Raw genomic sequence first — 26872 nt, 5'->3', positions numbered from 1 at the left:
CCTGATCGGCAGCGCCGCGCCGCCGTCCCGTCCCTAAGCGCCCAGGCGCCGAGGGGGTTGCGGGGCGTCGCGCGGCGGATGGCCCGGCAGGCTTCCTCATTCCCCGCCGCCGCGCCCGGCCGTGATTGGCCCTGCGGCGCGGCGGCGGGCGCCCTTCTTGCCCTGAAAGTCCCGATGCGATGACCCAGTTTCGCCCCCGCGGCGCCGTCGCGCCGCTCCGCCGTCCCGCCGCCCGCGCCACCACCGTGGATGCGGCCGTCGCCGCGCTGCGCCCCGAGGCGCCGCTGCACTGCCTGCGCCCGCAGGCCGTGACGGCGGCCGCGCGCGCCTTCGTCGCGGCCTTTCCGGGCGACGTGCTCTACGCCGTGAAGTGCAACGCCGAGCCGACCATGCTGCGCGCCGTCGCGGCCGGAGGTGTCGCGCATTTCGACTGCGCCTCGGAAGCCGAGGTGCGTGTCGTGCGCAGCATGTTCCCCGATGCCGAGATCCACTTCATGCATCCGGTGAAATCCCGCGCGGCCATCCGCGCCGCCTGGACGCAGTTCGGCGTGCGCGACTTCGTGCTGGATACCGATTCCGAGCTGACCAAGATCCTGGAGGAGACCGGGTCGCAGGATCGCGGCCTGGTGGTGCGCCTCGCGCTGCCGAAGGGCAGCGCGGCCTATGACCTCTCGGGCAAGTTCGGCGCGGCGCCGGAGGAAGCGGCCGCCCTGCTGCGCGCTGCACGCCCGCATGCCGCGCGGCTCGGCCTGTCCTTCCATGTCGGCTCGCAGTGCCTCGATCCCGCGGCCTGGACGCGCGCGCTCGCACTCGCGGCCGAGGTGATCGGGGCGGCGGGCGTGGCGGTCGAGATCGTCGATGTCGGCGGCGGCTTCCCGGTCGCCTATCCCGGCAGCGAGCCGCCTCCGCTCGCCGCCTTCATGGAGGCGATCCGCGCCGGCGCGGCGCTGCTGCCCGAAGGCGTGCGCCTCTGGGCCGAGCCCGGTCGCGCGCTGGTCGCGGGCGGCGCCTCGGTCGTCGTGCAGGTGCAGTGCCGGCGCGGCGATGCGCTCTACGTGAACGACGGGGTCTATGGCGCGCTGTCGGATGCCGGCGCGCCCGGCTTCCGCTTCCCGCACCGCCTGCTGCGCCTCGACGGCGCGGCGTCCGAGGTCACGCGCGCCTTCACGCTGTTCGGCCCGACCTGCGACAGCGCCGACGTGATGCGCGGCCCGTGGATGCTGCCCGCCGATGTGCGGGAAGGCGACTGGATCGAGGTCGGCCAGCTCGGCGCCTATGGCACCGCGCTGCGCACCGCCTTCAATGGCTTCGATCATGCGCTTGTCACGGAAGTGACCGATTCGCCCATGCTCGCCACGCCGGGCTATGAAGCCGCCGCGGCGCGCGCCGCCTGATCCTCAGGGGATACGAGAACGATGAAGCACGCCGCCTTCCAGGGGCGCCTGGTCATGCTCGGCTTCGGGTCGATCGGCGAAGGCGTCCTGCCGCTGATCCTGCGCCACATCGACATGCCCAAGGACCGGATCGAGATCGTCACCGCCGATGACCGCGGCGTGGCGATCGCGGCCGAATATGGCATCAGGCATACGGTTCTGCCGCTGACGCGAGACAACTACGCGACCGTGCTGCGCAGCCGCCTGTCGAAGGGCGACTTCCTGCTGAACCTGTCGGTGGATGTGTCCTCCGTCGCGCTCATCACGTTGTGTCGCGAACTCGGCGCGCTGTATCTCGACACCTGCATCGAGCCCTGGGCCGGCGGCTACACCGACCCGTCGCTGACGCCGTCGCAGCGGTCCAACTACGCGCTGCGCGAAAGCGCGCTGGCGCTGAAGGCCGGCGCCGGCCCGACGGCGGTGACGACGCATGGCGCGAATCCGGGCCTCGTCTCCCACTTCGTGAAGCAGGCGCTGCTCGACATCGCGCGCGACACCGGCCACGACACCACGGTGCCGACCACGCAGCAGGGCTGGGCGCAGCTGGCCCACGACCTCGGCGTGAAGGTGATCCATATCGCCGAGCGCGACACCCAGGTCGCCGCCGGCCAGCCCAAGAAGCGCGGCGAGTTCGTCAACACCTGGTCGATCGACGGCTTCACCGGCGAAGGCTGCCAGCCCGCGGAACTCGGCTGGGGCACGCATGAGAAGGCGATGCCCGCCGACGGCCATCGCCACGATTTCGGCTGCGACGCGGCGATCTACCTGATGCGCCCGGGCGCCTCCACGCGCGTCCGCTCCTGGACGCCGCTGGAAGGGCCGATGCACTCCTTCCTGATCACGCACAACGAGAGCATCTCGCTCGCCGACTACTACACGCTGCGCGACGAGACGGGCCGCGTGGTCTATCGGCCGACCTCGCACTACGCCTACCACCCCTGCGACGACGCGGTGCTGTCCGTCCACGAATTCGCCGGCCGCAACTGGGAACTCCAGCCCGAGAAGCGCCTGATGATGGAGGAGATCACCTCCGGCATGGACGAACTCGGCGTGCTGCTGATGGGCCACAAGAAGGGCGCCTACTGGTACGGGTCCCGCCTGACCATCGAGGAAGCGCGCGCGCTGGTGCCGCACAACAACGCGACCTCGCTGCAGGTCTGCGTCGCGGTGCTCGCCGGCATGGTCTTCGCCATCGAGAACCCCAATGCCGGCGTCGTCGAGGCCGACGAGCTCGACCACGCCCGCGCGCTCGAGATCTGCTTCCCGTATCTCGGCGAGATGGCGGGGGTCTATTCGGACTGGACGCCGCTGCAGGGGCGCGGGGAACTCTTCCCCGAGGACACCGACGCAGATCCCTGGCAGTTCTCGAATTTCCGCGTGACGTGACCGGAGAGGGACGCCGCCCCTCTCCGGACCTCACCCGGCCGAGGGCCGAAAGGCCCTCGGAACCCTTTACTTCCCCATGCGTGAACCGGCACCTATCCTCCCGGCGGAGGAAACGCCGATGACCATCATCCGCCCGAACCGGCCCGCCCCCATCGGCGCCGAGGCCGTGCCCGACAGCCACGGGCTCAACCTGTATCGCGCGGATCCGGCCTTCGCGAAGCTGCTGCCGCTCTATCTGCCCAAGGATCTGCTCGCGCATCTCGCGCCGCATCTCGACCGGCTCGGCGGGCTCGCCGGCGGCAGGCTCGCGGACCTCGCGGCGACGGCGGACGTGAACCCGCCGGAACTCGTGCACCGCACCCGGCGCGGGGAGGACAGCCAGTCCATCGCCTACCACCCCGCCTATCGCGAGATGGAACGCATCGCCTTCGGGGACTACGGCCTCGCCGCGCTGTCGCATCGCGGCGGCGTGCTGGACTGGCCCAAGGCCATGCCGGCGGCGGCGAAATACGCCATCACCTATCTGTTCGTGCAGGCGGAATTCGGCCTCTGCTGCCCGGTCTCGATGACCGACAGCCTGACGCGCACGCTGCGCAAATTCGGCTCGCAGGACCTGATCGACCGCTATCTGCCGGCGCTGACCTCGCAGGACCTCGACGACCTGTACCAGGGCGCGATGTTCATGACCGAGCAGGGCGCAGGTTCGGACATCGCCAACACCGCCGTCACCGCCGCGCCGAACGGCGACGGATCCTGGGCGCTGACCGGCGACAAATGGTTCTGCTCCAACGCGGATGCCGAACTCGCCATGGTGCTGGCGCGGCCCGAGGGCGCGCCCGCGGGCATCAAGGGCGTGTCGCTCTTCCTGCTGCCGCGCGTGCTGCCGGATGGCGCGACCAACCGCTACCGCATCGTGCGGCTGAAGGAGAAGCTCGGCACGCGGTCCATGGCCTCGGGCGAGATCAGGCTCGAAGGGGCGACCGCCTGGATGATCGGCGCGCCGGGCGCGGGCATGCGCCAGATGGCCGACATGGTGAACAATTCCCGCCTGTCGAATGCCGTGCGCGCGGCCGGAATGATGCGCAAGGCGGTGACCGAGGCGCTCTACATCGCCCATCGCCGCATCGCCTTCGGCGCGCCGATCGTCACCCTGCCGCTGATGCGCCGGCAACTGGTGAAGATGCTGATGCGCGCGGAACAGGCGCGCAGCATGACCTTCCAGACCGCCGATGCGCTGCGCCGCTCCGATGCGGGGGAGAACGGCGCCTATGCGCTGCTGCGGATCCTCACGCCGCTGATCAAGTTCCGCGCCTGCCGCGACGCCCGCGTCGTCACCGGCGACGCGATGGAGGTGCGCGGCGGCTGCGGCTACATCGAGGACTTCCCCGATGCGCGCCTGGTGCGCGACGCGCATCTCGGCTCGATCTGGGAAGGCACGTCGAACATCGTCGCCCTCGACGTGCTGCGCGCGGCGCAGCGCGAGGGCTCGCTCGAGGCGCTCGAAGGGCATCTCGCCGCGCTCCGCGCGACGACGCCGGAGGACCTGCCGCATCTCGACACGGCAACCGAGCGCGCCTTCGCCCTCGCGCGCCACGCGCTCGGCGAAGGCGGCCCGGTGCTGGCGCGCCAGGCGGGGACGGCGCTCTACAACGTCGCCTCCGCCACCGCGATGGCGTGGGAGGCCGCGCGGATCGGGTCGCCGGAGCGGCGCGAGCTCGCGCGGCTGGTGCTCGTGCATCGCGTCCTGCCGCGCGACCCGCTCGCCGCCGAGGCCGAACCCATCCCCGACGCGCTGCTGCCCGATCCGGGCGCCTGATCAGCGGCAGTCGACCTCGACGCGCTCGGGGCCCGTGACCTCGCGTCCGAAGCGCGCGCCGCGGCTGTCGGACCGCACGGTGCGGACCTCGCAGCGCTTCGCCGCGCGCGGGACCTCGCCCTGGATGCCCGCTTCCAGGCCCTCGTAGCGGCAGATCAGGAAATAGGGCCGGCCGTTGTCAGTGATGTCCCACCATTCACGGCGGGCGCGGCGGTCTTCCTCCGGGCGCAACTGGGCCAGTTCGGCCGGATCGCCTTCGAAGAGGTCCGCACCGCGCAGGTAATGGGTCTGGCGCTCGGGGCGCAACGTCCAGCCCTGCGGCACCACCGGCGTGTCGCCCGTTTCCACCTGCAGATGCGGCGGGCAGGCGATCAGCGGCGGGCCGGGCGGCGCGGGCGGGCGTGTCGGCGGGCGCGGCACCTGCTGGGCGACGGCCGCACCGGCGGCGAGGACGAGGATCGCGGCGATCGTCAGGCGCATGGCGAGGGGACTCCCCTTCAGCGCAGAAAGCGCTCCGCTATTTCGTAGGCGACGCGGCCGGTTTCGTCGAAGGGTTCCCGCGCGAAGGGCGTCGGCGCTTCCTCGAGCGGCCGTGCCTGGCCGGCGGCGTAGATGCTGCGGTGCAGGCGGCGATGCCGTTCACCGAGCCCGCCGGGATCGGCGATGAAGACCGGCACGGTGGTGGCCAGCGCCTCGGACACCATGGAGACGGAATCGCCGGTCACCACCACCGCATCCGCCCAGGCGAGGATTCCGGCATAGGGGTTCGCCCCGCGCCCGCCCCAGCGGTGCAAATGGTGCGGCACGCCCTCCAGCGCCTCGGCCACCGCCGCCTCGGCCGGACGGCCGGTGCGGCGGGAACCGGTCGCCAGCACGCTGCCCGCGAAGCCCGCGACCTGGCTGGCGATGGCAGCCGCCGTCTCGGGCGCCATCCCCGCCCCTCGCGGCGGGCCGCCCAGTAGCAGGGCGACGCGGGGGCCGGGGAATTCGGCAAACATCCCCCATTCCTCCCGCGCCGCGGCCAGGCGGGCGGGGCTCATCCGGTGGGTGGCGCCGAGGATGGGCAGGATGTTGGGGGCTGCGGGCGGCGAGTCGTGCCGGCCGATGACCAGCAGGTCGAAGCGGGATTCGCCGAAGCCCGGCGCCATGCAATGGACTGTCCGGACCCCCTGCCGCCCCAGCCACAGCGCCACCGCGGCGCTGCGCCGCCCGGCCGAGATCGCAAGGTCCGGCAGCGGCCCGTCCAGTTCCCGCCGCGCGGCCGCCGTCAGCCCCATGGTCGTCGCCCAGCGCAGGGGCAGCCGGGCCATCATCCCCCAGTCCAGCGGCACGGTCCGGAAGGGCCGACCGAGCCGCTCGGCGATGCCGATGGCCTGGGCGGCGGTGCCCGCCCGGGGGTCGGCCAGCACCCAGATGCGCCCGGCCTCCGCCTGCGTCATGGACGGCGCCCCTTCCGCCGACTACCAGAGAGGGGAACCGGACCACCACCAGGACGAAGAACCATGACCGCGCTGCACGCCTCCGAATGGGACCGCGATGCCGCCCTGACCACGGCGCGCATCCTGCTCGAGATCAAGGCGGTGAACTTCCGCCCCGAGGAGCCCTACACCTTCACCAGCGGCTGGAAGAGCCCCGTCTACATCGACTGCCGGAAGATCATCTCCTTCCCCCGGGCGCGCAACCGCATCATGGAACTGGGCGTCGAGAAGATCGGCCGCCATGTCGGCTATGAATCGATCGACGTGGTGGTGGGCGGCGAGACCGCCGGCATCCCCTTCGGCGCCTGGATCGCCGACCGGATGATGGCGCCCATGGCCTATGTCCGGAAGAAGCCGAAGGGCTTCGGCCGCAACGCCCAGATCGAGGGCGAGGTCCCCGTCGGCCAGCGCACCCTGCTGGTCGAGGACCTGACCACGGACGGCGGGTCCAAGATCCGCTTCGCGAACGCGCTGCGCGAGGCCGGCGCGGTCTGCGAGCACACCTTCGTCGTCTTCTTCTACGGCGTCTTCCCCGGCGCCTTCGACAAGATGCAGGCGATGGGGCTGAACCTGCACCACCTCTGCACCTGGTGGGACGTGCTCGAGGTCTGCCGCGAGAAGCCGTATTTCAGCGAGGCCGCGCTGAAGGAAGTGCGGAAGTTCCTCGAGGACCCGGTGTCCTGGTCGAAGGCGCACGGGGGCGTCGGGAGCGCCGACGAAGCGAAGCTGAAGGATGCTGTTGAATGATGCTTGCGTGCGCCTCAAACGCCGGCGCGCGCATCCGCGCGCTTGGCTTGCGCGCCCTGCACTGGCGCACCCGGCGGCGCTGATGGTCTGGGCGCGGTCGCGCTTCGCGCTCCCGGCCCGATGCGCGGCATCGGGCCGCACGGTCGTGGGCGCCGCTGCAGCGGTGCTGGCGCTCGCGACGCCGGCCGCCGCGCAACAGCGCGACAGCCTGACCATCGGCATCACCCAGTATCCGTCGACCTTCCACCCCAACATCGAGAACATGGCCGCGAAGTCCTACGTGCTGGGCTTCGCGCGCCGCCCGCTCACGGCCTATGGCGCCGACTGGCGGCTGGCCTGTCTGACCTGCGAGACGGTGCCCACGCTCGAGAACGGCCTCGCGGTGCGGGAAACGACGCCGGACGGCAAGCCGGGAATCCGCGTCACCTACCGCCTGCGAGAGGGTCTGCGCTGGGGCGACGGCACGCCGGTCTCGGCGGAGGACCTGCGCTTCGCCTGGGAAGCCGGGCGCGATGCCGCCACGGGCTTCGGTCCCGCCGAATACTACCGCAGCGCCTATGAGCTGATCGTCGAGGACCCGCGCACGGTCACCATCCGCTTCGACCGCGTGACCTTCGAATACGCCTCGGCCGGCGATTTCCAGCCCCTGCCCGCGCATATCGAGCGCGCGCGCTGGCAGGCGGATCCGCGCGCCTATCGCACGCGCACCGCCTACGACACCGAGACGACGAACCCCGCGCTGTGGAACGGCCCCTTCCGCATCACCGCGGTGCAGCCCGGCGCCTCCGTCACGCTGGAACGCAACCCGGCCTGGAATGGCGCCGCCCCGCAGTTCCGCCGCATCACCATCCGCACGGTGGAGAACACGCCGGCGCTGGAGGCACAGCTGCTCGCCGGCCAGGTGGACATGGTCGCGGGCGAACTCGGCCTGCCGATCGAACAGGCCATCGCGCTGGAACGCCGCACCGGCAACCGCTTCCGCTTCCTCTACCAGCCGGGGCTGATCTACGAGCACATGGACGTCCGGCACGACCATCCGGCGCTGTCGGATCGCCGCGTGCGCCAGGCATTGCTGCTCGCCACCGATCGCGCGCAGATCACCGAACGACTCTTCGCCGCGCGGCAGCCGGTCGCGCATACCTCGGTCAATCCGCTCGATCCGATGCACGATCCGGACGTGCGGCAATGGCCCTTCGACCTCGCCCGCGCGCGGACGCTGCTGGATGAGGCCGGCTGGACGCCCGGCCCCGACGGCATCCGCCGCAATGCGGCCGGGGATCGCCTGTCCCTCGAGTTCATGACCACCGCCGGCAACCGCGGCCGCGAGGCCGTGCAGCAGGTGCTGCAGGGCATGTGGCGGCAGGCGGGCATCGAGGCACGGATCAGGAACGAACCGCCCCGCGTCCTTTTCGCCGAGACGCTCTCGCGCCGGCGCTTCCAGGGCGTGGCGCTGTTCGCCTGGATCAGCGCACCAGAGAGCGTGCCGCGCACGACGCTGAATTCGGAGGAGATCCCGCGCGAGGCGACCAACTGGTCAGGCCAGAACTATGGCGGCTACCGCAATCGCGAGATGGACGTGCTGACGCAGACCATCCCCGAGCAGCTCGACCCTGCCGAGCGCCGGGTGATGTGGCGGCGGCTGCAGGCGATCTATGCCGAGGACCTGCCCGCGATCCCGCTGTGGTTCCGCGCGGATGCGCATGTCTGGCCGCAATGGCTCGAAGGCGTCCGGCCGACGGGGCAGCTGAACGTCTCGACACTGTGGGCGGAGGAGTGGCGGGCGCGCTGATGCTGGATCACGTCTCCATCACCGTCGGCGACCTGCCGCGCGCGGCGCGGTTCTATGATGCGGTGATGGCGGCGCTGCGCGTGCCCTGCGTGTGGCGCGAGCCCGACGCGATCGGCTACGGCCTTCGCAACAGGGCCGACGACGACAACCACACCTACCTGACGATCCGCGCGACCGGCACGCCGATCCGGCCTGACCGCCGCCACTGGTGCTTCTGCGCGCCCGACCGTGCCGCCGTCGACGCCTTCCATGTGGCGGGCCTCGCGCAGGGCGGCGCAGATGATGGCCCGCCCGGCCTGCGCCCGCACTACCACGCGCACTACTACGCCGCCTTCCTGCTGGACCCGGATGGCAACCGCGTCGAGGCGGTGTGCCACCGCGCGGTGAAGTTTGCGGACCCATGATCGTGCCCATGTGGTTCGTGATCGCGAACATGCTCTTCGGCCTGGTGTGGAGCACGATCGTTGTCTTTCGAATCTGGTCCCGCACGGATCGCAGCGTGCCCTTCGTCGAGTTCTGCGCTGTCGCGACGACGCCCTTTTCGCGGAATTGGGGCGGCGCCTACCAGTGGCCGGGCACCTATGATCCCGAGGTCGTGCGCTACTGGCGCGAGCGCGCATTCCGGGCTTGGCAGGTCGTGTTCCTTGGACTTGCCCTGCAGGTCTGCATCGCTGCCCTGATCGCGAATTTCGTTCTCCCGCATTTCAATCGCGCGACGGCATGATGCATCCGCCGCTGAGCACCATGTATCGGCTTCCAAAGGCCTTTCGGCCTTTGGCGGGGTGGGTGCGGGAGGGGCGGCGCCCCTCCCGTCGTCGTGCATGATCGCCCGGCGTCTCCTCCAGATCGCGCTTACGCTCGCGGTCCTCTCCTTCTGCGCCTTCGCCCTGATCGCGCTCATGCCCGGCGATCCGATCGAGGTCGCGATCGCCGGCGACCCGCGGCTGACGGCAGAGGACGCCGCGCGGCTGCGCACTCTGCATGGCCTCGACCGTCCCTTCCTCGAGCGCTACCTCGCCTGGGCGTCGGGGCTGGTGCGCGGGGAGTTCGGCTATTCGCGCCTCTTTGCCCAGCCGGTGGCATCGCTGCTGCTGCCGGCGCTGCGTTCGACGCTGGTGCTAGCGGGGACGGCGCTGCTGATCGCGCTGGTCTTGGGCGTCGCGCTCGGGGCGCTGGCGGCGTCGCGGCCGCGGACAGCGCCGGCCGTCGACGCGGTGGCGGTGATGGGCCAGGCAATGCCGACCTTCTGGCTCGGCATCCTGCTGATCATCGCCTTCGCCGTGACGCTGGGCTGGCTGCCGGCGGGGGGCAGCGCGGAACAGGGCCTTGGCCTCGCCTACCTCGTGCTGCCGGTGGCGACGCTCGCGGTCGCGCATCTCGCCGCCTATGCGCGGCATTCCGCGGCGAGCCTCGAGGCGACGCTGACCGAACCCTGGATCCGCACGGCGCGGGCGCGCGGCGCGCCGGAACGCGTGGTGCTGTGGCGGCACGCCTTCCCGAATGCGGCGCTGCCGGTGCTGCAGATCGCGGCGCTCGATGCCGGGGCGCTGGCGGGCGGCGCGCTGGTGACCGAGACGGTCTTCGCGCGGCCCGGCATGGGCAAGCTGCTCTACGACGCGGTGATGGGCAACGACACCAACCTCGCGCTGGTCGCGCTGCTACTGGTCGCGCTGGTGACGATGCTCGCGACGCTCGCGGCCGATGTCGCGCAGCGGCTGCTCGACCCGAGGCTCGCGCAGCGATGACGCGGCTCGCCGCGGGGCTCGCGATCCTGGGCGCGCTGGCGCTGGCGGCGGCCGCCGCGCCACTCGTCGCTGCGATGCTCGGGCACGATCCCTTCGCGCCGGACCTGCTCGCGCGGTTCGAGCCGCCTTCGGCCACGCATCCGCTCGGCACGGACGATCTCGGTCGCGACATCCTTCTGCGGCTGCTGCATGGCGCGCGGGTGTCGCTCGCGGTGGGGCTCGCGGCGGCGCTGGCGGCGACGGTGATCGGCACGGCGGCGGGGCTGTTCGCGGCCTGGCGCGGCGGGGTGGCGGATGCGCTGGTGATGCGCCTCGCGGATTTCATGCTCGCGCTGCCCGCGCTGCCGCTGCTGGTGCTGCTGGCCGCCGCCGATCCGTCGCGCATCGGCCTGCCGGCGCGCGGCGAAGCGGCAGGCGACGTGCTGCGCATCGTCGTCATCCTCGCGCTGTTCGGCTGGATCGGGGTGGCGCGGCTGGCGCGCGCGGCAGCCCTCGCGACCTTCGCGCGCGACCATGTGCGGGCGGCGCGGGCGCTCGGCGCCAGCGAGGCGCGGATCCTGCTGCGGCACGTCCTGCCCGCCCTCGCCGCGCCGGTGGCGGTGGCGACGGCGCTGGCCGTGGCCGGCGCGATCCTGGCCGAATCGACGCTGTCCTTCCTCGGCCTCGGCATCAGCCCGCCGGCACCGTCCTGGGGGAACATGCTGGCCAACGCCCAGGAACTGGTGTTCAGCGCGCCCTGGGCAGCGGTGTGGCCCGGCCTCGCCATCATGCTGACCGTCGCGGGCTGCACCCTCGTGGCCGACGGGGTCCGGCGGCGCCCCGGCACGCGATAGATTTCGCGCCGCATCATCGAGACTTGCCCCGGATCAAGGCAGGGCCTAGCCAGTGCCGTGACTTTGCCATCCAGCCCGACCCCCGGCGGGGGGGCGGGGACCTATCGAGAGGGACGCCGGTCAGACCATGCCGAACACGCCGCTTACGAAGTCCATGATGGACCTGCTCTCCCACATCAGCCTGCCGGCCGCCGACGCCCCGTCGGAGAAGGACCCCGGCCTGACCGACCCGATGACCCCGCTGGCCGAGACGCTGACCGGCCCGCACGCGGTCGTCGACCACCTGCTCGCCGAGGTCGAGGAAGACCTGCGCGTTGGCCGCAAGGAAGCCGCCGCGACCGCGCTCGGCCTCGCCGCGACGCGCATCAGCCTGGACGCGGCGCGCGGCACGACCCCGCCCAAGCATGTCGAATGGCTCGCGGCGCATCTGCGCAACGCCCACCAGGCGCTGACGGATGGCGTGCCCGGCAAGGCGCTGCAGTCGGTCCGCCGCGCGCGCCTCGCATTGCGCCCCTGACATCTGTCGGTAAGGAATCTTACGAATCAGTCACTTTGCGGTGACTCTTCGGATAGGACGAGAGGTGTAGGAGGGCCGGAGGCAGCGGCCCCCCGACCGTGCCGATTCGTGATTCGGTCTACCAGGTCGAAAGGATCCTTCGTCCATGTTCCGCGCCATCCTGATCGCCGCCGGCCTGCTGCTGGCCATCGGCACGCTCAGCCCCGCCGACGCCGCCCGCAGCCGCACCCGCGCCAGCACCACCGAGGCGACCTCCGCCTCCGGCGAGGCGCCCCGCGCCACCAGTTCGCGCCGCCACCGCTCCTCGGCGTCCCAGCAGCGCCGCCACCGCAACGAGGCGACGACCTCCCGCCGCAGCCGCGGCGAGGCGTCCTCCCGCCGCCGCGGGTCGCAGCAGGCCTCGGCGCGCCGCAGCACGCCGCGCACGACCGAGACGCAGTAAGCGACGACGACACAAGGGGGCCGAAAGGCCCCCTTCCCTTTTCCGCGGCGGGCCGGGGTCAGTCCCCGATGGGGCCGCCATCCTTCCTGACGATCGCGATCACCGACGGCCGGGGCGGCATGCCCTCGGCGAAGTCTGGCCAGCGCGTGGACGGGCGTTCGAAGGTCGACCCTGCATCCTCGCCGGGGTGCTGGATCGCGAGGAAGATCGTGCGGTCGTCCGGCGTGAAGCGCGGGCCGCAGACCTCCGCCCCCGTCGGCGCCTGGTAGAACAGCCGCGTCAGCGCCCGCCCGAACCCCGCCGTATCGGCCGCGTAGAGCCCGTCCGCCACGCCCGCATTCGCCGGCGCGCCATCCGTGGCGATCCAGATCCGGCCCTTGCTGTCGAAGGCGCAATTATCCGGACAGGATAACCAACCATCGTCCGAGGTCGCGCGATGGTACTGCGCGCCCGCATCGATGCCCGGCTTGCCGGCGGCGATGAACAGCGCCCAGCGCGCCTCGGTCGCCGCGTGGTCGACGCGGTCGGTGCCGGCGCCGGGCGGGATGATCTCGAGGACATGGCCGTGGATGTTGCGCGGCCGCGGATTGGCGCCGCCGGCCTGCTGCGCCGTGCGGCGGCTGTTGTTGGTCAGCATGACGTAGACGCGGCCATTGACCGGGTTGGTCTCGACATCCTCGGGCCGGTCCATTGGCGTCGCACCCAGCAGATCGGCCGCACGCCGCGTCTCGATCAGCACGTCGGCCTGGCTGGCGAAGCCGTTCGCGGCGGTGAGCGGGCCCTGGCCGAAGACCAGCGGCAGCCACTCCACCTTCCCGTCCTCGAGGAACTTGCCGACGAAGAGCGTGCCCTCGTCCAGCAGGTCGCGGTTCGCCGCGCGGTCGTTGGGGTTCCAGGGGCGCGCGGTGACGAATTTGTAGACGTATTCGAAGCGCTCATCGTCGCCCGAATAGATCACCACGCGGCCATCGGCGCTGACCGCATGGGTGGCGCCCTCATGCTTGAAGCGGCCGAGCGCGGTGCGCTTCACCGGCACGCTCTCGGGGTCGTAGGGATCGAATTCCACCACCCAGCCGAAGCGGAAGGATTCGTTCGGCTCCTTCTCGACGTCGAAGCGGTCCTGGTGGCGCCACCAATTGTACAGGCTGGCGTTGACGATGCCGTAGCGGCGCATGATCGCCTGGTGCGGCGTCTTCGCAGGGTCACCGCCGAAATAGTAGTTGGTGTTCTCCTCTCCGGTCAGGACGGTGCCCCAGGGGGTGTTGCCGCCCGCGCAGTTGTTCAGCGTGCCGAGCACGCGCATCCCCGTCGGATCGTCCTTGGTCTTCATGCGCTCCGCACCCGCGGCGGGGCCGGCGACGCGCATCGGCGTCTCGCCGGTGATGCGGCGGTTGCGCGGACTATCCTTCACATAGGACCAGGCATTGCCCTCGCGCTTCACCTCCACCACCGACAGGCCATGGGCCATGAGCTCGGCGCGCGTCTGCGGGCCGCTCGATCGCGTGCGCGCCTCCCGGCCCGATCCCATGCCGGGGAAGATCAGGTTGGTGTTGGTGTATTCGTGGTTGACCACGAGCAGCCCGTGATCCGCCGTCCGGCTGCCCAACGGCAGCGGGAAGTAGTCGAGGTAGTCGCAATTGTAGCCGAACTGCTTCGCCTGGCTGGCCTCGGTCACGGCGCGCGGATCGAAGGGCGCGGCGCCGGGCAGCACGGGATCGCCCCAGCGGATGACGATCTGGCGCTCATAGCCCTCGGCCACCGCGTCGGTCTGCGCCAGGCGATGGCGGAGTTCCGGGAAGGTCAGGGTCGAGGGCCCGCCCTCGCGCGGCACCACGGTCTGCGCCGACACGTCCCCCGGCAGGGCGGCGATCGCCGCTGCGGCGGCACCCGCGGCCAGCAGGCTGCGGCGGCCGTAGCGCGCGGCGATCACCTCGCCGATCGGGCGCCGGGGATCGGGGTTGGCCCCGATATCCTCCAGCGCCTCGATGTCGATCTCCTCAGTCCGCTGCGCGTCCGGCATGCATCGCTCCCCGCCTGTGCGGCAAGTGTGGCCATGCCCCGCGCGCAGGGAAACGGGGAAATCGGTGAAGCCTTGGCGACGGTCGCCGGTCAGCGCGCCAGGGTGACGATGGTGCTGCGCGGCGGTTCGTCGGGCTGCATGTTCGGCCAGCGCGTGGCGGGCTGCGCCCAGCTGGCACCGGGCGTCGCGCCGGGATGCGCGATGGCGGCGAGCACGGTGCCGTCGGGCGCGACCGCCGCCCCGCCCGCCGCCGCGCCGACCGGTGTCGCGACCATCAGCGCCGGGGCGCCGCCTTCGGCCGGCACGCGGTAGAAGGCCTCAGGCAGCGCGCCGGGACGGGCGCCGCGATCGGTGCCGATCAGCAGCGCGCCATCGCCATCGAAGCCGAGCGTCGCGGGAGCCCAGGGCCAGGCCGGCACCGCCGCCGGCGCCTCGTTGCGGCGGGTCGGCTGGACCGGCGCCTCGCGGCCCTCGACCAGGACCTCCGCGATGGCGGTATCGGCCGCCGCATTGCCCGCGGCCATGCGGATGTCGAGCACGCGGCCAGCCCCGCCCCGGATCGCAACACACAAGCGCTTGCGCCGCGCCTCATAGGCAAGGCCCGCCGCCCCGTCGAAGGCAGTGGCCCCGGCGTCGCGCGCCGCGGCCATGGGATTGCCCTGCGGCAGCGTCACCCAGCGGAGGTTGCCGCCCTCGATCCACGCCGCGGCCATGCGTCCGGCGTCGAGCGCCCCGATCCCCGCCGTCCCATCCGAGACGAAGCGATAGAGGTAACCACCCGGCCGCCCGTCGGTCATCCAGACCACCGCGCGCCCGTCCTCGGACAGCGCGGCGGCAGCGTCCACCGGCCCGAAGCGGCCCGTCGCGGCATGCTTCACCGGCACGAAGGACGGGTCGGAGGGATCGACCTCCACCAGCATCCCGACCGCATTGGCGTCGAGGCCCGGCAGGCGCTGCCGCCACTCGGCAGCTCCGCCCTCGGCGAGCAGCAGCGTGCCCCAAGGCGTCGCGCAGCCGCCGGTCACGCCCGCGATGCCCGCCACCGGGCCACCATCGGCGCCCATCCGGCACAGCGTCGTCGCGGTCAGGCGCCGGTTCTGGAAGCCGCCATCCACGACCTCCCAGTTCCGGCCGCGCCGCTCGAGGTTGACGATGGAAACACCCTGCATCGCCCCCGCGATCGCCGGCACGTCGCGCCCGCCCGGGAAAGCCATGGCGGCGTTCACGGTCGGATGCGCGACGACGAGCAGCGCACGTGGCACACCATCCGATTGCGGGCCCGGCGTCACGACGGCGACCATCCGCGCATCCCAGCCGAACTGGGCGCCGGCGGCCTCGGCGGTCGGCTGCTGCGGGGTCCAGGGCGGCGCGTCGAAGGTGACGCGGTCGCCCCAACGGATCAGCACGCCGCGCGTCCAGCCCGGCGCGACGAAGTCGTCCTGGCGGATCGTCAGGGACTGCGCGCGAAGCACGCCCGGCGCGGCAAGCAGCGCCGGGGTCGCGAGCAGCAGGGCGCGGCGACGGGTCATGCGGGGAGCTCCTCGATCCGGGGCGGCAGGTGGGCGCGGACGGGGGGCAGCGCCTCGGTCCACTTCTCCACCTGCACCAGGCAGGATTGCGCCGAGGGCCCCTGCCCCAGGCGCGAGGTGCCGACATCGGGCGTCAGCACGTTCGGATTGCCATGCACGCAGAGGCTCCCAGGCACGCCGGGCTCGAGCGGATCGAACCAGGCGCCGGTCGCCATCATCGCCACGCCGCGCATCAGCCCCGCATCCGTGCGCAGCCCGCCGAGGCAAGCGCCGCGGTCGTTGAACACCCGCACGATGTCGCCGTCCTTGAGCCCGCGCGCCGCGGCGTCCTCAGGATTCAGCGTGATCGGCTCGCGGCCGCCGATCTTGTTCGTCGCGGCGACACGGCCCGGATCGAGCTGCCCGTGCAGCCGCGTCGCCGGCTGGTAGGACAGCAGGTGCAGCGGGAAGCGCTCCGCCTGCTGCGCGCCGAGCCATTCGCGCGGTTCGATCCACACCGGATGGCCGGGGGCGTCGTCATAGCCGAAGGACGCGACGGTCTCGCTGAACAGCTCCACCTTGCCGGTGGCGGTGTCGAGCGGATGCTCCTGCGGATCGGCGCGGAACTCGGCGAACTGGGTGTATTCCTGGCCGGGGGCGGGCGGCTCCGCCTCCCAGTATCCCTTCGCCCAGAAGGCGTCGAAGTCGGGCGTCTCGAAGCCGAGGCGCGCGGAATTCTGGCGCCACTGCTCGAACAGGTGGCGCAGCCAGGCGTCCTCGTTGCGCTGCTCGGTGAAGCGGTCGCGGTAGCCGAGCTCCTCGGCGATGTCGGCCAGCATGTCGTGGTCGTTGCGCGCCTGGCCGACCGGCTCGATCGCCTTGTGCATCGCGCGGAGGAAGCGGTCGCGGCCGCTGGACGCGATGTCGTTGCGTTCGAGCGTGGTGGTCGCCGGCAGCACGATGTCGGCGTGCCGCGCGAGCGCGTTCCAATGCTGCTCCTGCGCGATGATCGTCTCGGCATTGGCCCAGGCGCGCAGCATGCGGTTGAGGTCCTGGTGGTGATGGAACGGATTGCCGCCTGCCCACCAGATGATCCGCGTATCGGGGTAGCGGTGCTCGCGTCCATTGAAGGCGTAGGTGCCATTCGGGTTCTCGAGCATCTCCGTCACGCGCGCGACCGGGATGAAGGTGCCGGTCGGGTTGCGCGTGGCGGGCATGGAGAAGGACGGCACTTCCTGCCGCGGATTGCCCATGCCGTTCACCGAGCCGTAGCCATAGGCGACGCCCTCGCCGGGCTTGCCGATCTTGCCCAGGATCGCGGCGAGTGCCGCGAGCATCCAGTAGGGCTGCTCCCCGAAATCGGCGCGCTGCAGCGACCAGGTCGCGGTCAGCATCGCCGGCGCCGCGGCCAGTTCCAACGCCAGCGCGCGGATGCGATCCGCCGGGATGGTGGTGATCGGCGCGGCCCAGGCGGGCGTCTTCGGCGTGCCGTCGCTCTCGCCCAGGATGTAGGCGCGCAAGCGATCCCAGCCGACGCAATGCGAAGCGAGGAAGACGCGGTCCTCCTTTCCCTCGGTCACGACGACATGCGCCATGGCGAGCAGCAGCGCGGTGTCCGTGCCCGGGCGGATCGGGATCCACTCGGCCTGGCACCAGTCAGGCACGTCGGCGCGGTTGGGCGAGACCTGCACGAAGCGCAGCCCCGCCGCGGCCGCGCGGCGCAGGTTGATCTCGTTGGAATGGTCGCCCGCCCCGCCCGAGGTGACGAGCCCGTTGCGCAGCGGCAGCCCACCCAGGCAGAGCATCACCTTCGCGTGACGCGTGATCGCCGCCCAGTCGGTGGTGCGGCCGAGCAGGACCTCATTGGTGCCGAGGATATGCGGCAGCAGCGCCTGCGCCGCCGCGTAGGAATAGGCGTTGACCTGCCCCGTATAGCCACCGCCGAGGCCGAGGAAGCGCTGCAACTGCGAACGCGCATGATGGAAGCGCCCGGCCGAGGACCAGCCATAGGAGCCGCCGAAGATGCTGGTCGGGCCGTGCTCGGCGCGCACGCGGCGCGTCTCTTCCGCCACCAGGCGCACCGCGCGGTCCCAGGAGACCGGCACGAAGGCATCGCCGCCGCGCAGCGCGCCCTTCCGCCGGCCCTCGAGCCAGCCCTTGCGGACATAGGGACGGTCCACGCGGCAGGCGGCGTGGACGATGTCCGGCACCGCATCGATCAGGGTTCCCGGGAAAGGATCGCGCGCGAAGGGCTGCACGCCCACCACGCGGCCGTCGCGCACCACCGCATCGAAACTGCCCCAATGGGCGGCATGTGGCCTGAGTTCGGTCATGGTGGCGCTCCTTCGCGCGGAAAGGTGGCGCGGGCATGGCTGCATCGCAACCTTGCCCCCTTGGGCGCCGGGCGGGTCCGGGCCTAGAGTGCCACCCTCGCTTTGCCGAGGAAGGCCCAGAAGCATGACACCGCCGCGCAATTCCAATGCCGCCAGGGACATCGCGAATGTCCTGCATCCCTACACCGACGCCAAGGCGCACCTGCAGAACGGTCCGCTGGTCATCACCCGCGGCAAGGGCGTGAAGATCTACGACGAGCAGGGCAAGGAATACATCGAGGCGCTGGCGGGGCTCTGGTGCGCCTCGCTCGGCTTCGACAACGAGCGTCTGGTCAAGGCCGCGACCGACCAGATGCGCAAGCTGCCCTTCTACCACTCGTTCACGGCCAAGTCGCACGAGCCGATGATCGACCTGGCCGAGATGCTGATCGAGCGCGCGCCCGCGCCGATGAGCAAGGTGTTCTTCGGCAACTCCGGCTCCGAGGCGAATGACTCGGCGCTGAAGATGATCTGGTACATGAACAACGCGCTTGGCCGCCCGAAGAAGAAGAAGGTCTTCGCGCGGCTGAAGGCCTATCACGGCATCACGCTCGCCGCCGCGTCGCTGACCGGTCTGCCTGCCAACCACAAGCTGTTCGACGCGCCGATCGCGGGCGGGCGCTTCTGCCACGTCGGCACGCCGCACCACTACCACGAGGCGAAGCCGGGCGAGACCGAGGAAGCCTTCGCGACGCGCCTCGCCGAGGAACTCGAGGCCCGCATCATCGAGGAAGGTGGCGCCGAGGAATGCGCCGCCTTCTGGGCCGAGCCCGTGATGGGCGCTGGTGGCGTCATCGTCCCGCCGAAGACCTACTTCGAGAAGGTCCAGGCGGTGCTGAAGAAGTACGACATGCTCTTCGTCGCGGACGAGGTGATCTGCGGCTTCGGACGCACCGGCAACTACTGGGGCAGCCTGACCTTCAACATCCAGCCGGACATCCTGGTCTGCGCCAAGGCGCTGTCGTCCTCCTACCTGCCGATCTCGGCGGTGATGGTGAACGAGAAGGTGTTCCAGGGCATCGCCGAGGGCAGCCACACCGTCGGCACCTGGGGCCATGGCTTCACCTATTCGGGCCATCCCGTCGCCGCCGCCGTCGCGATCGAGACGCTGAAGATCTACGACGAGACGAACCTGATTGCCCACGCGGCGGAGGTCGGCGCGCACATGCAGGCCGAACTCCGCAAGCGCTTCACCGATCATCCGATCGTGGGCGAAGTCCGCGGCGTCGGCCTGATCGGCGCGATCGAGCTGTCCTCGGACAAGGCGGCGCGCAAGCCGATCGACCCGGCGAAGAAGGCCGGCGCGCGGCTGTGCAAGCTGGGCGAGGAGAACGGCGTGATCCTGCGCGCCATGATCAACGACAGCATGGGCTTCTCGCCGCCGCTCGTGATCACCAAGCAGGAGGTGAACGAGATGCTGGACCGCGTGGGCAAGTCGCTCGACGCGCTGGCGGTGGAACTGCGGCGCGAGAGCATCGCGGCGGTGTGAGGCAAGGTCGGGGGAGGTGAACCTCCCCCGAGCCCCCTCCCTTCTCTGTCTGTTGGGAACTGACGTCCGAAGTCAGTCCCCAGGTTCCAAAAAAGGGTTGAGGGGGGACGGGGGGGAGAAGTTCCCTTCTCCCCCCGCTTCTTTTTCAGCGCGCCCGTTCCACGACGAAATCCGCCGCCGCCGCCAGCGCGCGCTTCTCCGCCCCGTCCGGGAACGGCTCCAGCAGCGCGATCGCCTGGTCGGCGTAGCTCCGCGCGCGCCCGATCGTGTCCTTCAGCGCGCCATGCTTCGTCATCAGCGCCAGGGCGCGGGCCAGGTCGGCATCCCCCTGGTCGCGGTCTTCCAGCGTGCGCCGCCAGAAGGCCCGTTCTTCCTCGCTGCCGCGCGCGAAGGCGAGCAGCACGGGAAGCGTGATCTTCCCCTCGCGGAAATCGTCGCCGACCGTCTTGCCGAGCGCTTCCTGGTCTGCGCTGTAGTCGAGCGCGTCGTCGACCAGCTGGAACGCCACGCCGAGCGACATGCCGAAGTCGCGCAGCGCCTTCTGGCGATCGGCGGGCTCGCCGGCGACGACGGCGCCGACCTCGGTCGCCGCGGCGAACAACGCGGCGGTCTTGCCCTCGATCACCGCGAGGTACTGCGCCTCGGTCGTCGCGGTGTCGTTCTGCGTCATCAGCTGCAGCACCTCGCCTTCCGCGATGATGGCCGAAGCGTCGGAGAGGATGCGCAGCACCTCGAGCGACCCATCGGCGACCATCACCTGGAAGGCGCGGGAGAACAGGAAGTCGCCCACCAGCACCGAAGCCTGGTTGCCGAACATCGCGTTGGCGGAGGCCTGGCCGCGCCGCAGCGCGCTTTCGTCCACCACGTCGTCGTGCAGCAGCGTCGCGGTGTGGATGAACTCGACGCAGGCCGCGAGGCCGACATGGCGGTCGCCGCGATAGCCGCAGAGCCGCGCGGCGGCGATGGTCAGCAGCGGGCGGATGCGTTTGCCGCCGGCGGCCACGATATGCGCGGCGACCTGCGGGATCAGCGCCACGTCGGACTGCATCCGGTCGAGGATCAGGCGGTTGCAGGCCGCCATGTCGTCCTTCAGCAGCGCCATCAGCGCGGTCAGCGCGTCCTCCCCCCGCGGCGCCGGCGGGGCGACGAGCGGCGGTGCGGTTGCGCTCACGCTTGCTCTACTCCTGGTGCGGCGGGCACCATAGTCATGCCCCGGCGGGGCGGCAAGCGCCGGAAAAACAAGGGATTCTCTCGTGATATGCGGGTGATCGCGACCACTACGGACCCGGTCCGGCTGTCCTTCCTGCGGGCATTGCTGGCCGATGCGGGTATCGGGACTGTGATCCTGGATGCGCATATCAGCGCGATCGAGGGCGGCATCGGCGCCTTCCCGCGCCGGCTGGCAGTCGTCGAGGAGGATGAACGCCGGGCGCGTGCCGTCATGCAGGAGGCCGGCGAGGAGACCGCGTGACCGGAACGACGGACGACCTGCTGCTCGGCGGCCGAGTCCGGTTGCGCCAACCGGTGCGGGGCTTCCGGGCCGGGCTCGACGCGGTGCTGCTCGCCGCCTTCGTGCCCGCGCGCCCGGGTCAGCGCGTCCTGGAGGCAGGCTGCGGCAGCGGTGCAGCCTTCCTGTGCCTGGCTGCGCGGGTGCCTCGTCTGGCCGTCGTGGCCGTGGAGCGCGAACCCGCGATGGTAGCCCTTGCCCGGGTGAATGCCGCGGCAAACGGCGTCGCCGCGACGATCGAGGATGGCGACGTCGCCGATGTCGCGCTCGCGCGGCGGCTCGGACCGGTCGACCACGCCCTTGCCAATCCGCCCTATTGGCCGGGCGGCACGGCGCCGCCCGGCGCGATCCGCCGCGCAGCGACACATGAAGGCAGCGCTGGTCTCGACGCCTGGGCGCGCTTCCTCGTCGCGGCGCTGAAGGATGGCGGGACCGCGGCGCTGGTGCTGCCCGCCGCGCGCTTCGACGCAGGCGTCGCGGCGCTGCGGCAAGCCGGTTGCGGCGCAACAACGCTGCTGCCGCTCGCCCCGCGGGTCGGGCAGCCGGCGAAGCGCGTGCTGCTCCGCGCGCGGCGCGGGGGTCGCGGTCCTGCGACGGTGCTGCCGCCTCTCGCGCTGCACGACGCGGATGGCCGGTTCACGCCGGCCGCGGAGTCGGTATTGCGGGACGCCGCCGCGATCTGAGGATGCGGCCGGCGGACCCTACTGGTCCTTCACCTCGGGATGACGCAGCAGCCAGAGGCGCTCATGCGCCGCCACAAGGCTTTCGAGGTTCTTCCTGCGATTGGTGTCGGGCGAGGAAGGCCGCCGCGTCAGCATCATCTCGAGCACGCGGAGCAGTTCTTCCGCGACCTCGAAATCGCCCTGGTCGCAGGCGTGGTGGAAGGCGATCAGGATCTTGTCGGACAGGCGGCGCGTATGCCGCGGTGCCGGTGCAGCACCGCGCCCGGATTCGGCGCCAGATCCGCCCTCGTCGTCATCCAAACTCATACGCCCCCCAAGCCGCTAAAGGGCTCTTGCAGTCCATGTGTCCCAGATGCCGGCGCGCGACCATACCGGTAGCCGATGCGTTTCGGAACCCCGGGCGTCAGAGCGCGCGAAGCTGTGCACTCACCGCGGCGGCGATCGCCTCGGGCGTCGTCTCGGGGCGGAACAGGCTGCGCACCCGTCCGTCGGGCCCCACGAGATAGATGAACGATGAATGGTCCATCGTGTATTCGGTCGTGTCGCGGGACCGCGCCTTCGCGTAATAGACGCGATACGCACGCGCCGCCTGCGCCACCTGCTCGGCACTGCCCGTGAGGCCGATCATGCGCGGATGGAAGCGCGACACGTAGTCCGCCATCGCCGCCGGCGTATCGCGTTCCGGATCGATCGAGATGAAGACCGGCGTCACGCGCTCGCCCGCAGGGCCCATCGCATCGAGGGCGGCGACGATGGTGCCGAGCTCGGTCGGGCAGACGTCCGGGCAATAGGTGAAGCCGAAGTAGACCAGCAGCGGACGCCCCGCGAAATCGCGCTCGGTGACGGTCCGGCCGGTCTGGTCCACCAGCGTGAACGGACCGCCGAGCGAGACACCCTGCGCAAGCTGCACGCCACCTGCCGACGGTGCGGGCATGTCGCCCCCCGTCCACGCGGCGACCTGCCGCAGGAACGCATCGGACACGGATTCGCCTGGCGCGCGCCCGAACCAGGCGACACCCCAGACAGCCCCGAGCAGGACCACGAGGAGAACGGCAACAAGACGAACGGCGCGCAACATGATGCGCGGCACATAGGCGGCGCGGCGCGCGAAGCGCAAGGGCGCATCCCGTCACGTTTCGCCCGGTGCCGGGTCGTTCCGGGTGGATCCACCTCCGCATTCTTCGATCAGCCGGGGCACGAATGAACGAATGGTGCATTACTCGCAATTGTTACCCGCCAAGATCGCATTCTCGTCACAAAGCGCTACCAGAGGTTGCCTCCTCGTGATCGACGCTGGGGAACCTCGCCATGGACGACACCACCGGGAAGCCACGCTGCGACGTCCTCATTCTCGCTGCCGATGCGGATCCGCCGCATGCTCTCGTCGAAGGTCTGACTGACAGCGGACTCAGCACGCAACGAACGACGAGTCCGGAGTTTGTGATCTGGTCGGCGGCGAACGGTCCGCCGGCCGTGTTGCTTCTGCTTCCACATCGGCTCACGACGCCCGGAGGCATTTCCCTCATCAAACGACTTCGCGCATTGCACGCACTGCCTTGTGTCATCCGTGCGGCACCGGACGACACCGCGCAGGATCGTGTCGATGCGCTCGAGGCCGGTGCGGACGAGGTGCTGAACGCGACGATGCCGGTGAGCGAGATCGTTGCGCGAATCCAAGCTCTTCTGCGGCGTACACGCGGCACGCTCTCCACGCTCAACTGGCGGCTCCTCGCATCGGGCCGCATGCTCGAGATGCCGAACGCCGAACCGCAGCGACTCACCAGCGCGGAGTACGCGCTCGTGACGACTCTCGCTTCCGCGAGCGGCGAACCCGTCGATCGCTACGCGATCAGCGAACGTGTCTTCCGACGACCGTGGCGTCCGGATGATCGTGCGGTCGACAGCCTCGTGAAGCGCGTGCGTCGGAAGCTGCCGCCGAATGCGATCCAGTCGGTGCGCAACGTGGGTTACGCGCTGACCATCGCGATCGATTTCACACCCGCTCATGTGGAAATTTGTGCTCCGCACAAACTTCTCACTCCGCCGCCCCCGGGGACAACCTATAGTAGTATCGCTCAGGTCCACGGGACCAAAGCTCCTAACGGGAAGGATTGAGCCATGGCCGATTTCGCAACACTGCCTGGCGGGCAAATATTTGGGACGAACGGATCCGACCTCGTCGACGCTGATCGGGACGCACCCGGAAGCTTCGACAATCTCATCGCAACATTTGGCGGCTCCGATACTGTCTTCGCCGGTCAGGGGGACGATATCGTCTTCGGCGGTGACGAAGCGCGTCGGGGCCGACCGGGTCGCGACGACGACGACCACGGCCGAGGACATGGCAAGGACCGCGATGACCATCCGGGACGCGGCCATGAGAATGGCCAGGGTCACGGCAAGGGTCAGGGCCATGGCCCCGACAACGGCCACGGACACGGGCCTGGCCATGGCGACGGCGCGGGGCCGCCCTCGGGCGACTACCTCTTCGGCCAGGACGGCAATGACGTCCTGTTCGGCGGGCGCGGCGACGACCTGCTCGATGGCGGCGCGGACAACGACGTGCTGATCGGTGGGCAGGGCAACGACCTGCTGTTCGGTGGCGCCGGCAGCGACTTCCTGGCCGGGAACGCCGGGGCCGACACGCTGGTGGGCGGCACCGGGGAAGACACCTTCTACTTCGAGAGCGGCTTCGGTCGCGACGTCGTGCTGGACTTCCGGCCTGGCGAGGATGTCATCGCCATCCAGGCGAACATCAACGGCAGCGGCATCACCAGCGCGCAGGACCTCGTCGGTCGCATCTCCAGCGACGACACCGGCGCCGTGATCAGCCTCGGCGACGGCGACCAGATCAAGCTGGTCGGCGTGTCCACGGAAGACCTGCTCAGCAATCTGTCCAGTTACGTGAAGATCGTCTGAGGTCACTCTGGATACCCAGCGCACCATCGCGGCAGCGCCAGGGGGACTTTCCGTGTCCCCCTGGCAGGATGCCGGCGGCATGCCGCGGCTGGCCCTGACACCCGGCGGCATCATGCTGCTCGACCTGCCGCTGGCGGGACCGCTGCCGGCCGGCGCGACGGCGCTGACCGTCGCCGGACGTCCCCTGCCCCCACCCAGCGCATCGCTGCTTCTCGGCTCGCCGCAGGCGCCGCGCCTCATCCATGCGGCGCGGCAGGTCATGCAGGCGGCCGCGGGGCACGAAGCGATCCTGCACATCGGCGGGGAGAGGCTGGGTGCCTTCCTCCTCTCCGAACCCCTGAACCCGGCGGCGTTCGCGCAAGGCTTCGCCGGCGCGGACCGCGACGCCGTACTCCGCTTCCTCGCCGTGACCTGCGCCACGATGCTGCGCGCCTCGGCCGATCCCGGCCTGTCGGCCCTCTGCCGTGCCCTCGTGGACGCCGCCGATCCCGCGCCGTGCCTGGCGGCGCCCAGCAACGGCCTGTCGGCCTGGCTGGTCCCGCAGGCGCCGGACGGCGTCTGGCGCCTCCTGTCCGATGACGCGCTGCGCCGCGCCGGCCGCCCGACCGGGCGCGTGATGCTGCTCGACGCGGCGCACGACGCGGACGCCATCCTTCTTCCCCCCGCGCCGGCCCGGCCGGTCCGGCTCGATGCGCGCAAGGGCGCGGCGACGCTGTCGACGCTCACGCGCGATGCGATCGCAGGGCGAAGGCGCGCGCCGGCATTGCTGCGCGCCCTGGCGACGCGCGCCGTGAACGATGCCCGCGCGGCGAGCGTCCTGCGGGAGGCACAGCTCCTCGCGCCATCCCGTCCCACACGCGTCGCGGATCCGACACGTCCGATCGGCGCGGGCCTCGACCTCGCGCTCTCCGATCACGCCGGCGGCGTCTTCCTGTGCGGCTGGCTGCGCGATCCCCTCGGCCTCATCGCATCGCTCGAACTGCGGGCGCCCGGACGCTCGCTGCCCTTGGCCGCGGCCGGGCTGAATCGGGTGCCGAGGCCCGACATCCTCCGCCGCTTCGCGACCGCGCCGTTCGGACAGGCCGATGACCGGCCGGGCTTCGTCGCGTACCTCCCCGGCGCCGATCCGGCCGGCACCGCGCAATGGCGCCTCGCGGCGAGGCTCACCGGCGGCACCGAAGTCGAGGTCGCGGCGCCGCCCGGGCTGATGCCGCCGCATGTGGCGCGCGACCTCGTGCTGCGGGCCGTCCACGCCTCGGCGGTGACCCCGGCGCTGCTGGACGATTGCATCGGCCCCGCCGCGGCCGCGTTGCACGTTGCCGCTCGCCGCTCCGCCACCGGCACGGCCGAGGTTGTCGCGCTGGGACCGCAGCGGCGCAGCCGTCCGCGCGCCAGCCTCGTCGTGCCACTCTACCGCAACCTGCGCTTCCTGCGTTTCCAGCTCGCCGCCTTCGCGCGCGACGAGGAGACGCGCCGCGCGGATCTCATCTACGTGCTCGACAGCCCGGAACAGCGGCATGAGGTCGAGCACCTGCTGCGCGGCATGGCGGCGATGCACGGGCTGCCCCTGCGGCTCGTGGTGATGCCGCGCAACGGCGGCTACGCCGCGGCGTGCAACGCCGGCGCTGCCGAAGCCCTGGCCCCCGCCCTGCTCTTCCTCAATTCGGACGTCCTGCCGGCGGCGCCGGGGTGGCTCGGCGTGATGCTCGCGCGGCTGGGGCGCGACCGACGCCTTGCGGCGGTGGGCCCGCGGCTGCTGTTCGACGAGGGATCCATCCAGCATGCGGGACTGTTCTTCCGGCGCGGCGAGGACGGCGTCTGGCTGAACGACCATTACTGCAAGGGCTTCCCGCGTCGTCATCCCGACGCGCTCACGGCGCGCCGCGTGCCCGCCATCACGGGTGCGGCGCTGCTGGTGCGACGCGCCGCCTTCGAGCGGGTCGCCGGGTTCTGCACCGACTACATCGTCGGCGACTTCGAGGATTCCGACCTCTGTCTGAAGTTGCGGACGCAGGGGGACGAGATCGCCTACGAGCCGGACGCGGAGCTCTTTCACTTCGAGCGCCAGTCCATCGCGCTCCATGATGGGCATGCAAGGACGCTCGCGGGGGCGATCAATCGCCGCCTGCATCACCGGCGCTGGGATGGCGCCATCGCGGCGCTGATGGCGCGCCACGGCGCGGGATAG

At 71.2% G+C, this 26872-nt stretch carries 25 protein-coding genes; 17 read left to right on the top strand and 8 right to left on the bottom strand.

What is annotated here, in order from left to right; all coding sequences use genetic code 11:
• Nucleotides 1-179: 179 nt before the first annotated feature.
• From GWK16_RS19470 to GWK16_RS19460, 3 genes are all read left to right on the top strand, one after another.
• Nucleotides 180-1394: a type III PLP-dependent enzyme domain-containing protein gene (locus GWK16_RS19470; RefSeq protein ID WP_170055640.1), complete on the top strand. Its 1215-nt coding sequence runs from the start codon at nucleotides 180-182 to the stop codon at nucleotides 1392-1394.
• Between the two features lie 21 nt (nucleotides 1395-1415).
• Complete coding sequence (locus GWK16_RS19465; RefSeq protein WP_170055639.1) at nucleotides 1416-2819, top strand: homospermidine synthase; 1404 nt, start codon at nucleotides 1416-1418, stop codon at nucleotides 2817-2819.
• A 118-nt stretch (nucleotides 2820-2937) separates the two neighbouring features.
• Entirely contained in the window at nucleotides 2938-4635 is a 1698-nt protein-coding gene (locus tag GWK16_RS19460; RefSeq protein WP_170055638.1) for an acyl-CoA dehydrogenase family protein, read from the top strand.
• Here GWK16_RS19460 and GWK16_RS19455 read toward each other — a convergent pair whose 3' ends face one another.
• A complete protein-coding gene (locus GWK16_RS19455; RefSeq protein ID WP_170055637.1) occupies nucleotides 4636-5115 on the bottom strand; it encodes an STY0301 family protein in 480 nt (159 codons plus the stop codon). It lies immediately after the preceding gene.
• A gap of 17 nt (nucleotides 5116-5132) precedes the next feature.
• Nucleotides 5133-6074 carry a mitochondrial fission ELM1 family protein gene (locus GWK16_RS19450; RefSeq protein WP_170055636.1) on the bottom strand — a complete coding sequence of 314 codons (942 nt, stop codon included), beginning with the start codon at nucleotides 6072-6074 and terminating at the stop codon, nucleotides 5133-5135.
• Between the two features lie 63 nt (nucleotides 6075-6137).
• Here GWK16_RS19450 and GWK16_RS19445 point away from each other — a divergent pair, with 63 nt between their 5' ends.
• The 8 genes from GWK16_RS19445 to GWK16_RS25030 all read left to right on the top strand — a co-directional run bounded on the left by GWK16_RS19445 (nucleotide 6138) and on the right by GWK16_RS25030 (nucleotide 12186).
• Nucleotides 6138-6860 (top strand): orotate phosphoribosyltransferase, encoded by a 723-nt coding sequence (locus GWK16_RS19445; protein WP_170055635.1) that lies wholly within the window; start codon nucleotides 6138-6140, stop codon nucleotides 6858-6860.
• A 7-nt stretch (nucleotides 6861-6867) separates the two neighbouring features.
• Entirely contained in the window at nucleotides 6868-8649 is a 1782-nt protein-coding gene (locus GWK16_RS19440; RefSeq protein WP_338144517.1) for a peptide ABC transporter substrate-binding protein, read from the top strand.
• Nucleotides 8649-9053, top strand: coding sequence for a VOC family protein (locus tag GWK16_RS19435; protein ID WP_170055634.1), 405 nt, complete (start codon nucleotides 8649-8651; stop codon nucleotides 9051-9053). Before GWK16_RS19440 ends, GWK16_RS19435 begins: the two co-directional genes overlap by 1 nt.
• An 8-nt stretch (nucleotides 9054-9061) precedes the next feature.
• The gene (locus GWK16_RS19430) at nucleotides 9062-9373 is read left to right on the top strand and encodes a hypothetical protein (RefSeq protein ID WP_170055633.1); all 312 of its coding nucleotides are present in this window, start codon (nucleotides 9062-9064) and stop codon (nucleotides 9371-9373) included.
• A gap of 97 nt (nucleotides 9374-9470) precedes the next feature.
• Nucleotides 9471-10394 carry an ABC transporter permease gene (locus GWK16_RS19425; protein ID WP_170055632.1) on the top strand — a complete coding sequence of 308 codons (924 nt, stop codon included), beginning with the start codon at nucleotides 9471-9473 and terminating at the stop codon, nucleotides 10392-10394.
• Nucleotides 10391-11227, top strand: coding sequence for an ABC transporter permease (locus GWK16_RS19420; protein ID WP_170055631.1), 837 nt, complete (start codon nucleotides 10391-10393; stop codon nucleotides 11225-11227). Before GWK16_RS19425 ends, GWK16_RS19420 begins: the two co-directional genes overlap by 4 nt.
• Nucleotides 11228-11354: 127 nt before the next feature.
• A complete protein-coding gene (locus tag GWK16_RS19415; RefSeq protein WP_170055630.1) occupies nucleotides 11355-11744 on the top strand; it encodes a hypothetical protein in 390 nt (129 codons plus the stop codon).
• Nucleotides 11745-11889: 145 nt separating this feature from the next.
• Nucleotides 11890-12186: a hypothetical protein gene (locus GWK16_RS25030; protein WP_211187579.1), complete on the top strand. Its 297-nt coding sequence runs from the start codon at nucleotides 11890-11892 to the stop codon at nucleotides 12184-12186.
• Nucleotides 12187-12244: 58 nt separating this feature from the next.
• Here GWK16_RS25030 and GWK16_RS19405 read toward each other — a convergent pair whose 3' ends face one another.
• The 3 genes from GWK16_RS19405 to GWK16_RS19395 form a co-directional block, all read right to left on the bottom strand.
• A complete protein-coding gene (locus tag GWK16_RS19405; RefSeq protein WP_170055629.1) occupies nucleotides 12245-14206 on the bottom strand; it encodes a PhoX family protein in 1962 nt (653 codons plus the stop codon).
• Between the two features lie 89 nt (nucleotides 14207-14295).
• On the bottom strand, nucleotides 14296-15735 hold the full coding sequence (locus GWK16_RS19400) for an alkaline phosphatase PhoX (protein WP_170055628.1): 1440 nt from the start codon (nucleotides 15733-15735) through the stop codon (nucleotides 14296-14298).
• Entirely contained in the window at nucleotides 15732-18047 is a 2316-nt protein-coding gene (locus GWK16_RS19395) for a molybdopterin-dependent oxidoreductase (protein WP_170055627.1), read from the bottom strand. The genes GWK16_RS19400 and GWK16_RS19395 overlap by 4 nt, the downstream gene beginning before the upstream one ends.
• A gap of 124 nt (nucleotides 18048-18171) precedes the next feature.
• On the opposite strand from GWK16_RS19395, the gene GWK16_RS19390 reads away from it, so the two are divergent.
• On the top strand, nucleotides 18172-19575 hold the full coding sequence (locus GWK16_RS19390) for an aspartate aminotransferase family protein (RefSeq protein ID WP_168042349.1): 1404 nt from the start codon (nucleotides 18172-18174) through the stop codon (nucleotides 19573-19575).
• Nucleotides 19576-19720: 145 nt separating this feature from the next.
• Here GWK16_RS19390 and GWK16_RS19385 read toward each other — a convergent pair whose 3' ends face one another.
• Nucleotides 19721-20677: a polyprenyl synthetase family protein gene (locus GWK16_RS19385; protein WP_170055812.1), complete on the bottom strand. Its 957-nt coding sequence runs from the start codon at nucleotides 20675-20677 to the stop codon at nucleotides 19721-19723.
• A 156-nt stretch (nucleotides 20678-20833) separates the two neighbouring features.
• On the opposite strand from GWK16_RS19385, the gene GWK16_RS19380 reads away from it, so the two are divergent.
• Both GWK16_RS19380 and GWK16_RS19375 read left to right on the top strand, forming a co-directional pair.
• Nucleotides 20834-21046 (top strand): putative signal transducing protein, encoded by a 213-nt coding sequence (locus tag GWK16_RS19380; RefSeq protein WP_170055626.1) that lies wholly within the window; start codon nucleotides 20834-20836, stop codon nucleotides 21044-21046.
• Complete coding sequence (locus GWK16_RS19375) at nucleotides 21043-21765, top strand: methyltransferase domain-containing protein (protein ID WP_170055625.1); 723 nt, start codon at nucleotides 21043-21045, stop codon at nucleotides 21763-21765. The genes GWK16_RS19380 and GWK16_RS19375 overlap by 4 nt, the downstream gene beginning before the upstream one ends.
• Nucleotides 21766-21783: 18 nt before the next feature.
• On the opposite strand, the gene GWK16_RS19370 is transcribed toward GWK16_RS19375, so the two are convergent.
• Complete coding sequence (locus tag GWK16_RS19370) at nucleotides 21784-22071, bottom strand: hypothetical protein (protein ID WP_168042346.1); 288 nt, start codon at nucleotides 22069-22071, stop codon at nucleotides 21784-21786.
• Nucleotides 22072-22168: 97 nt separating this feature from the next.
• Nucleotides 22169-22882, bottom strand: coding sequence for an SCO family protein (locus GWK16_RS19365; protein WP_248291505.1), 714 nt, complete (start codon nucleotides 22880-22882; stop codon nucleotides 22169-22171).
• Nucleotides 22883-23073: 191 nt separating this feature from the next.
• On the opposite strand from GWK16_RS19365, the gene GWK16_RS19360 reads away from it, so the two are divergent.
• The 3 genes from GWK16_RS19360 to GWK16_RS19350 all read left to right on the top strand — a co-directional run bounded on the left by GWK16_RS19360 (nucleotide 23074) and on the right by GWK16_RS19350 (nucleotide 26872).
• Nucleotides 23074-23880: a response regulator transcription factor gene (locus GWK16_RS19360; protein ID WP_170055624.1), complete on the top strand. Its 807-nt coding sequence runs from the start codon at nucleotides 23074-23076 to the stop codon at nucleotides 23878-23880.
• Nucleotides 23881-23883: 3 nt separating this feature from the next.
• Nucleotides 23884-24684 carry a calcium-binding protein gene (locus tag GWK16_RS19355; protein WP_170055623.1) on the top strand — a complete coding sequence of 267 codons (801 nt, stop codon included), beginning with the start codon at nucleotides 23884-23886 and terminating at the stop codon, nucleotides 24682-24684.
• Between the two features lie 79 nt (nucleotides 24685-24763).
• Nucleotides 24764-26872 (top strand): glycosyltransferase, encoded by a 2109-nt coding sequence (locus GWK16_RS19350; RefSeq protein ID WP_170055622.1) that lies wholly within the window; start codon nucleotides 24764-24766, stop codon nucleotides 26870-26872.

The organism is Neoroseomonas marina, from assembly GCF_012927745.1.
In the GTDB taxonomy this organism is placed as follows: domain Bacteria; phylum Pseudomonadota; class Alphaproteobacteria; order Acetobacterales; family Acetobacteraceae; genus Neoroseomonas; species Neoroseomonas marina.
This window is presented reverse-complemented; position numbering and strand designations above follow the sequence as displayed.

Bases quoted from the DNA above. Each gene is read 5' to 3' on its own strand.
- GWK16_RS19465 (WP_170055639.1), top strand. From the start codon at position 1,416: ATGAAGCACGCCGCCTTCCAGGGGCGCCTGGTCATGCTCGGCTTCGGG.
- GWK16_RS19435 (WP_170055634.1), top strand. From the start codon at position 8,649: ATGCTGGATCACGTCTCCATCACCGTCGGCGACCTGCCGCGCGCGGCG.
- GWK16_RS19460 (WP_170055638.1), top strand. From the start codon at position 2,938: ATGACCATCATCCGCCCGAACCGGCCCGCCCCCATCGGCGCCGAGGCC.
- GWK16_RS19395 (WP_170055627.1), bottom strand. From the start codon at position 18,047: ATGACCGAACTCAGGCCACATGCCGCCCATTGGGGCAGTTTCGATGCG.
- GWK16_RS25030 (WP_211187579.1), top strand. From the start codon at position 11,890: ATGTTCCGCGCCATCCTGATCGCCGCCGGCCTGCTGCTGGCCATCGGC.
- GWK16_RS19385 (WP_170055812.1), bottom strand. From the start codon at position 20,677: ATGGCGCTGCTGAAGGACGACATGGCGGCCTGCAACCGCCTGATCCTC.
- GWK16_RS19445 (WP_170055635.1), top strand. From the start codon at position 6,138: ATGACCGCGCTGCACGCCTCCGAATGGGACCGCGATGCCGCCCTGACC.
- GWK16_RS19380 (WP_170055626.1), top strand. From the start codon at position 20,834: ATGCGGGTGATCGCGACCACTACGGACCCGGTCCGGCTGTCCTTCCTG.
- GWK16_RS19450 (WP_170055636.1), bottom strand. From the start codon at position 6,074: ATGACGCAGGCGGAGGCCGGGCGCATCTGGGTGCTGGCCGACCCCCGG.
- GWK16_RS19405 (WP_170055629.1), bottom strand. From the start codon at position 14,206: ATGCCGGACGCGCAGCGGACTGAGGAGATCGACATCGAGGCGCTGGAG.
- GWK16_RS19455 (WP_170055637.1), bottom strand. From the start codon at position 5,115: ATGCGCCTGACGATCGCCGCGATCCTCGTCCTCGCCGCCGGTGCGGCC.
- GWK16_RS19420 (WP_170055631.1), top strand. From the start codon at position 10,391: ATGACGCGGCTCGCCGCGGGGCTCGCGATCCTGGGCGCGCTGGCGCTG.
- GWK16_RS19360 (WP_170055624.1), top strand. From the start codon at position 23,074: ATGGACGACACCACCGGGAAGCCACGCTGCGACGTCCTCATTCTCGCT.
- GWK16_RS19400 (WP_170055628.1), bottom strand. From the start codon at position 15,735: ATGACCCGTCGCCGCGCCCTGCTGCTCGCGACCCCGGCGCTGCTTGCC.
- GWK16_RS19430 (WP_170055633.1), top strand. From the start codon at position 9,062: ATGTGGTTCGTGATCGCGAACATGCTCTTCGGCCTGGTGTGGAGCACG.
- GWK16_RS19370 (WP_168042346.1), bottom strand. From the start codon at position 22,071: ATGAGTTTGGATGACGACGAGGGCGGATCTGGCGCCGAATCCGGGCGC.
- GWK16_RS19390 (WP_168042349.1), top strand. From the start codon at position 18,172: ATGACACCGCCGCGCAATTCCAATGCCGCCAGGGACATCGCGAATGTC.
- GWK16_RS19415 (WP_170055630.1), top strand. From the start codon at position 11,355: ATGCCGAACACGCCGCTTACGAAGTCCATGATGGACCTGCTCTCCCAC.
- GWK16_RS19470 (WP_170055640.1), top strand. From the start codon at position 180: ATGACCCAGTTTCGCCCCCGCGGCGCCGTCGCGCCGCTCCGCCGTCCC.
- GWK16_RS19350 (WP_170055622.1), top strand. From the start codon at position 24,764: ATGCCGCGGCTGGCCCTGACACCCGGCGGCATCATGCTGCTCGACCTG.
- GWK16_RS19425 (WP_170055632.1), top strand. From the start codon at position 9,471: ATGATCGCCCGGCGTCTCCTCCAGATCGCGCTTACGCTCGCGGTCCTC.
- GWK16_RS19355 (WP_170055623.1), top strand. From the start codon at position 23,884: ATGGCCGATTTCGCAACACTGCCTGGCGGGCAAATATTTGGGACGAAC.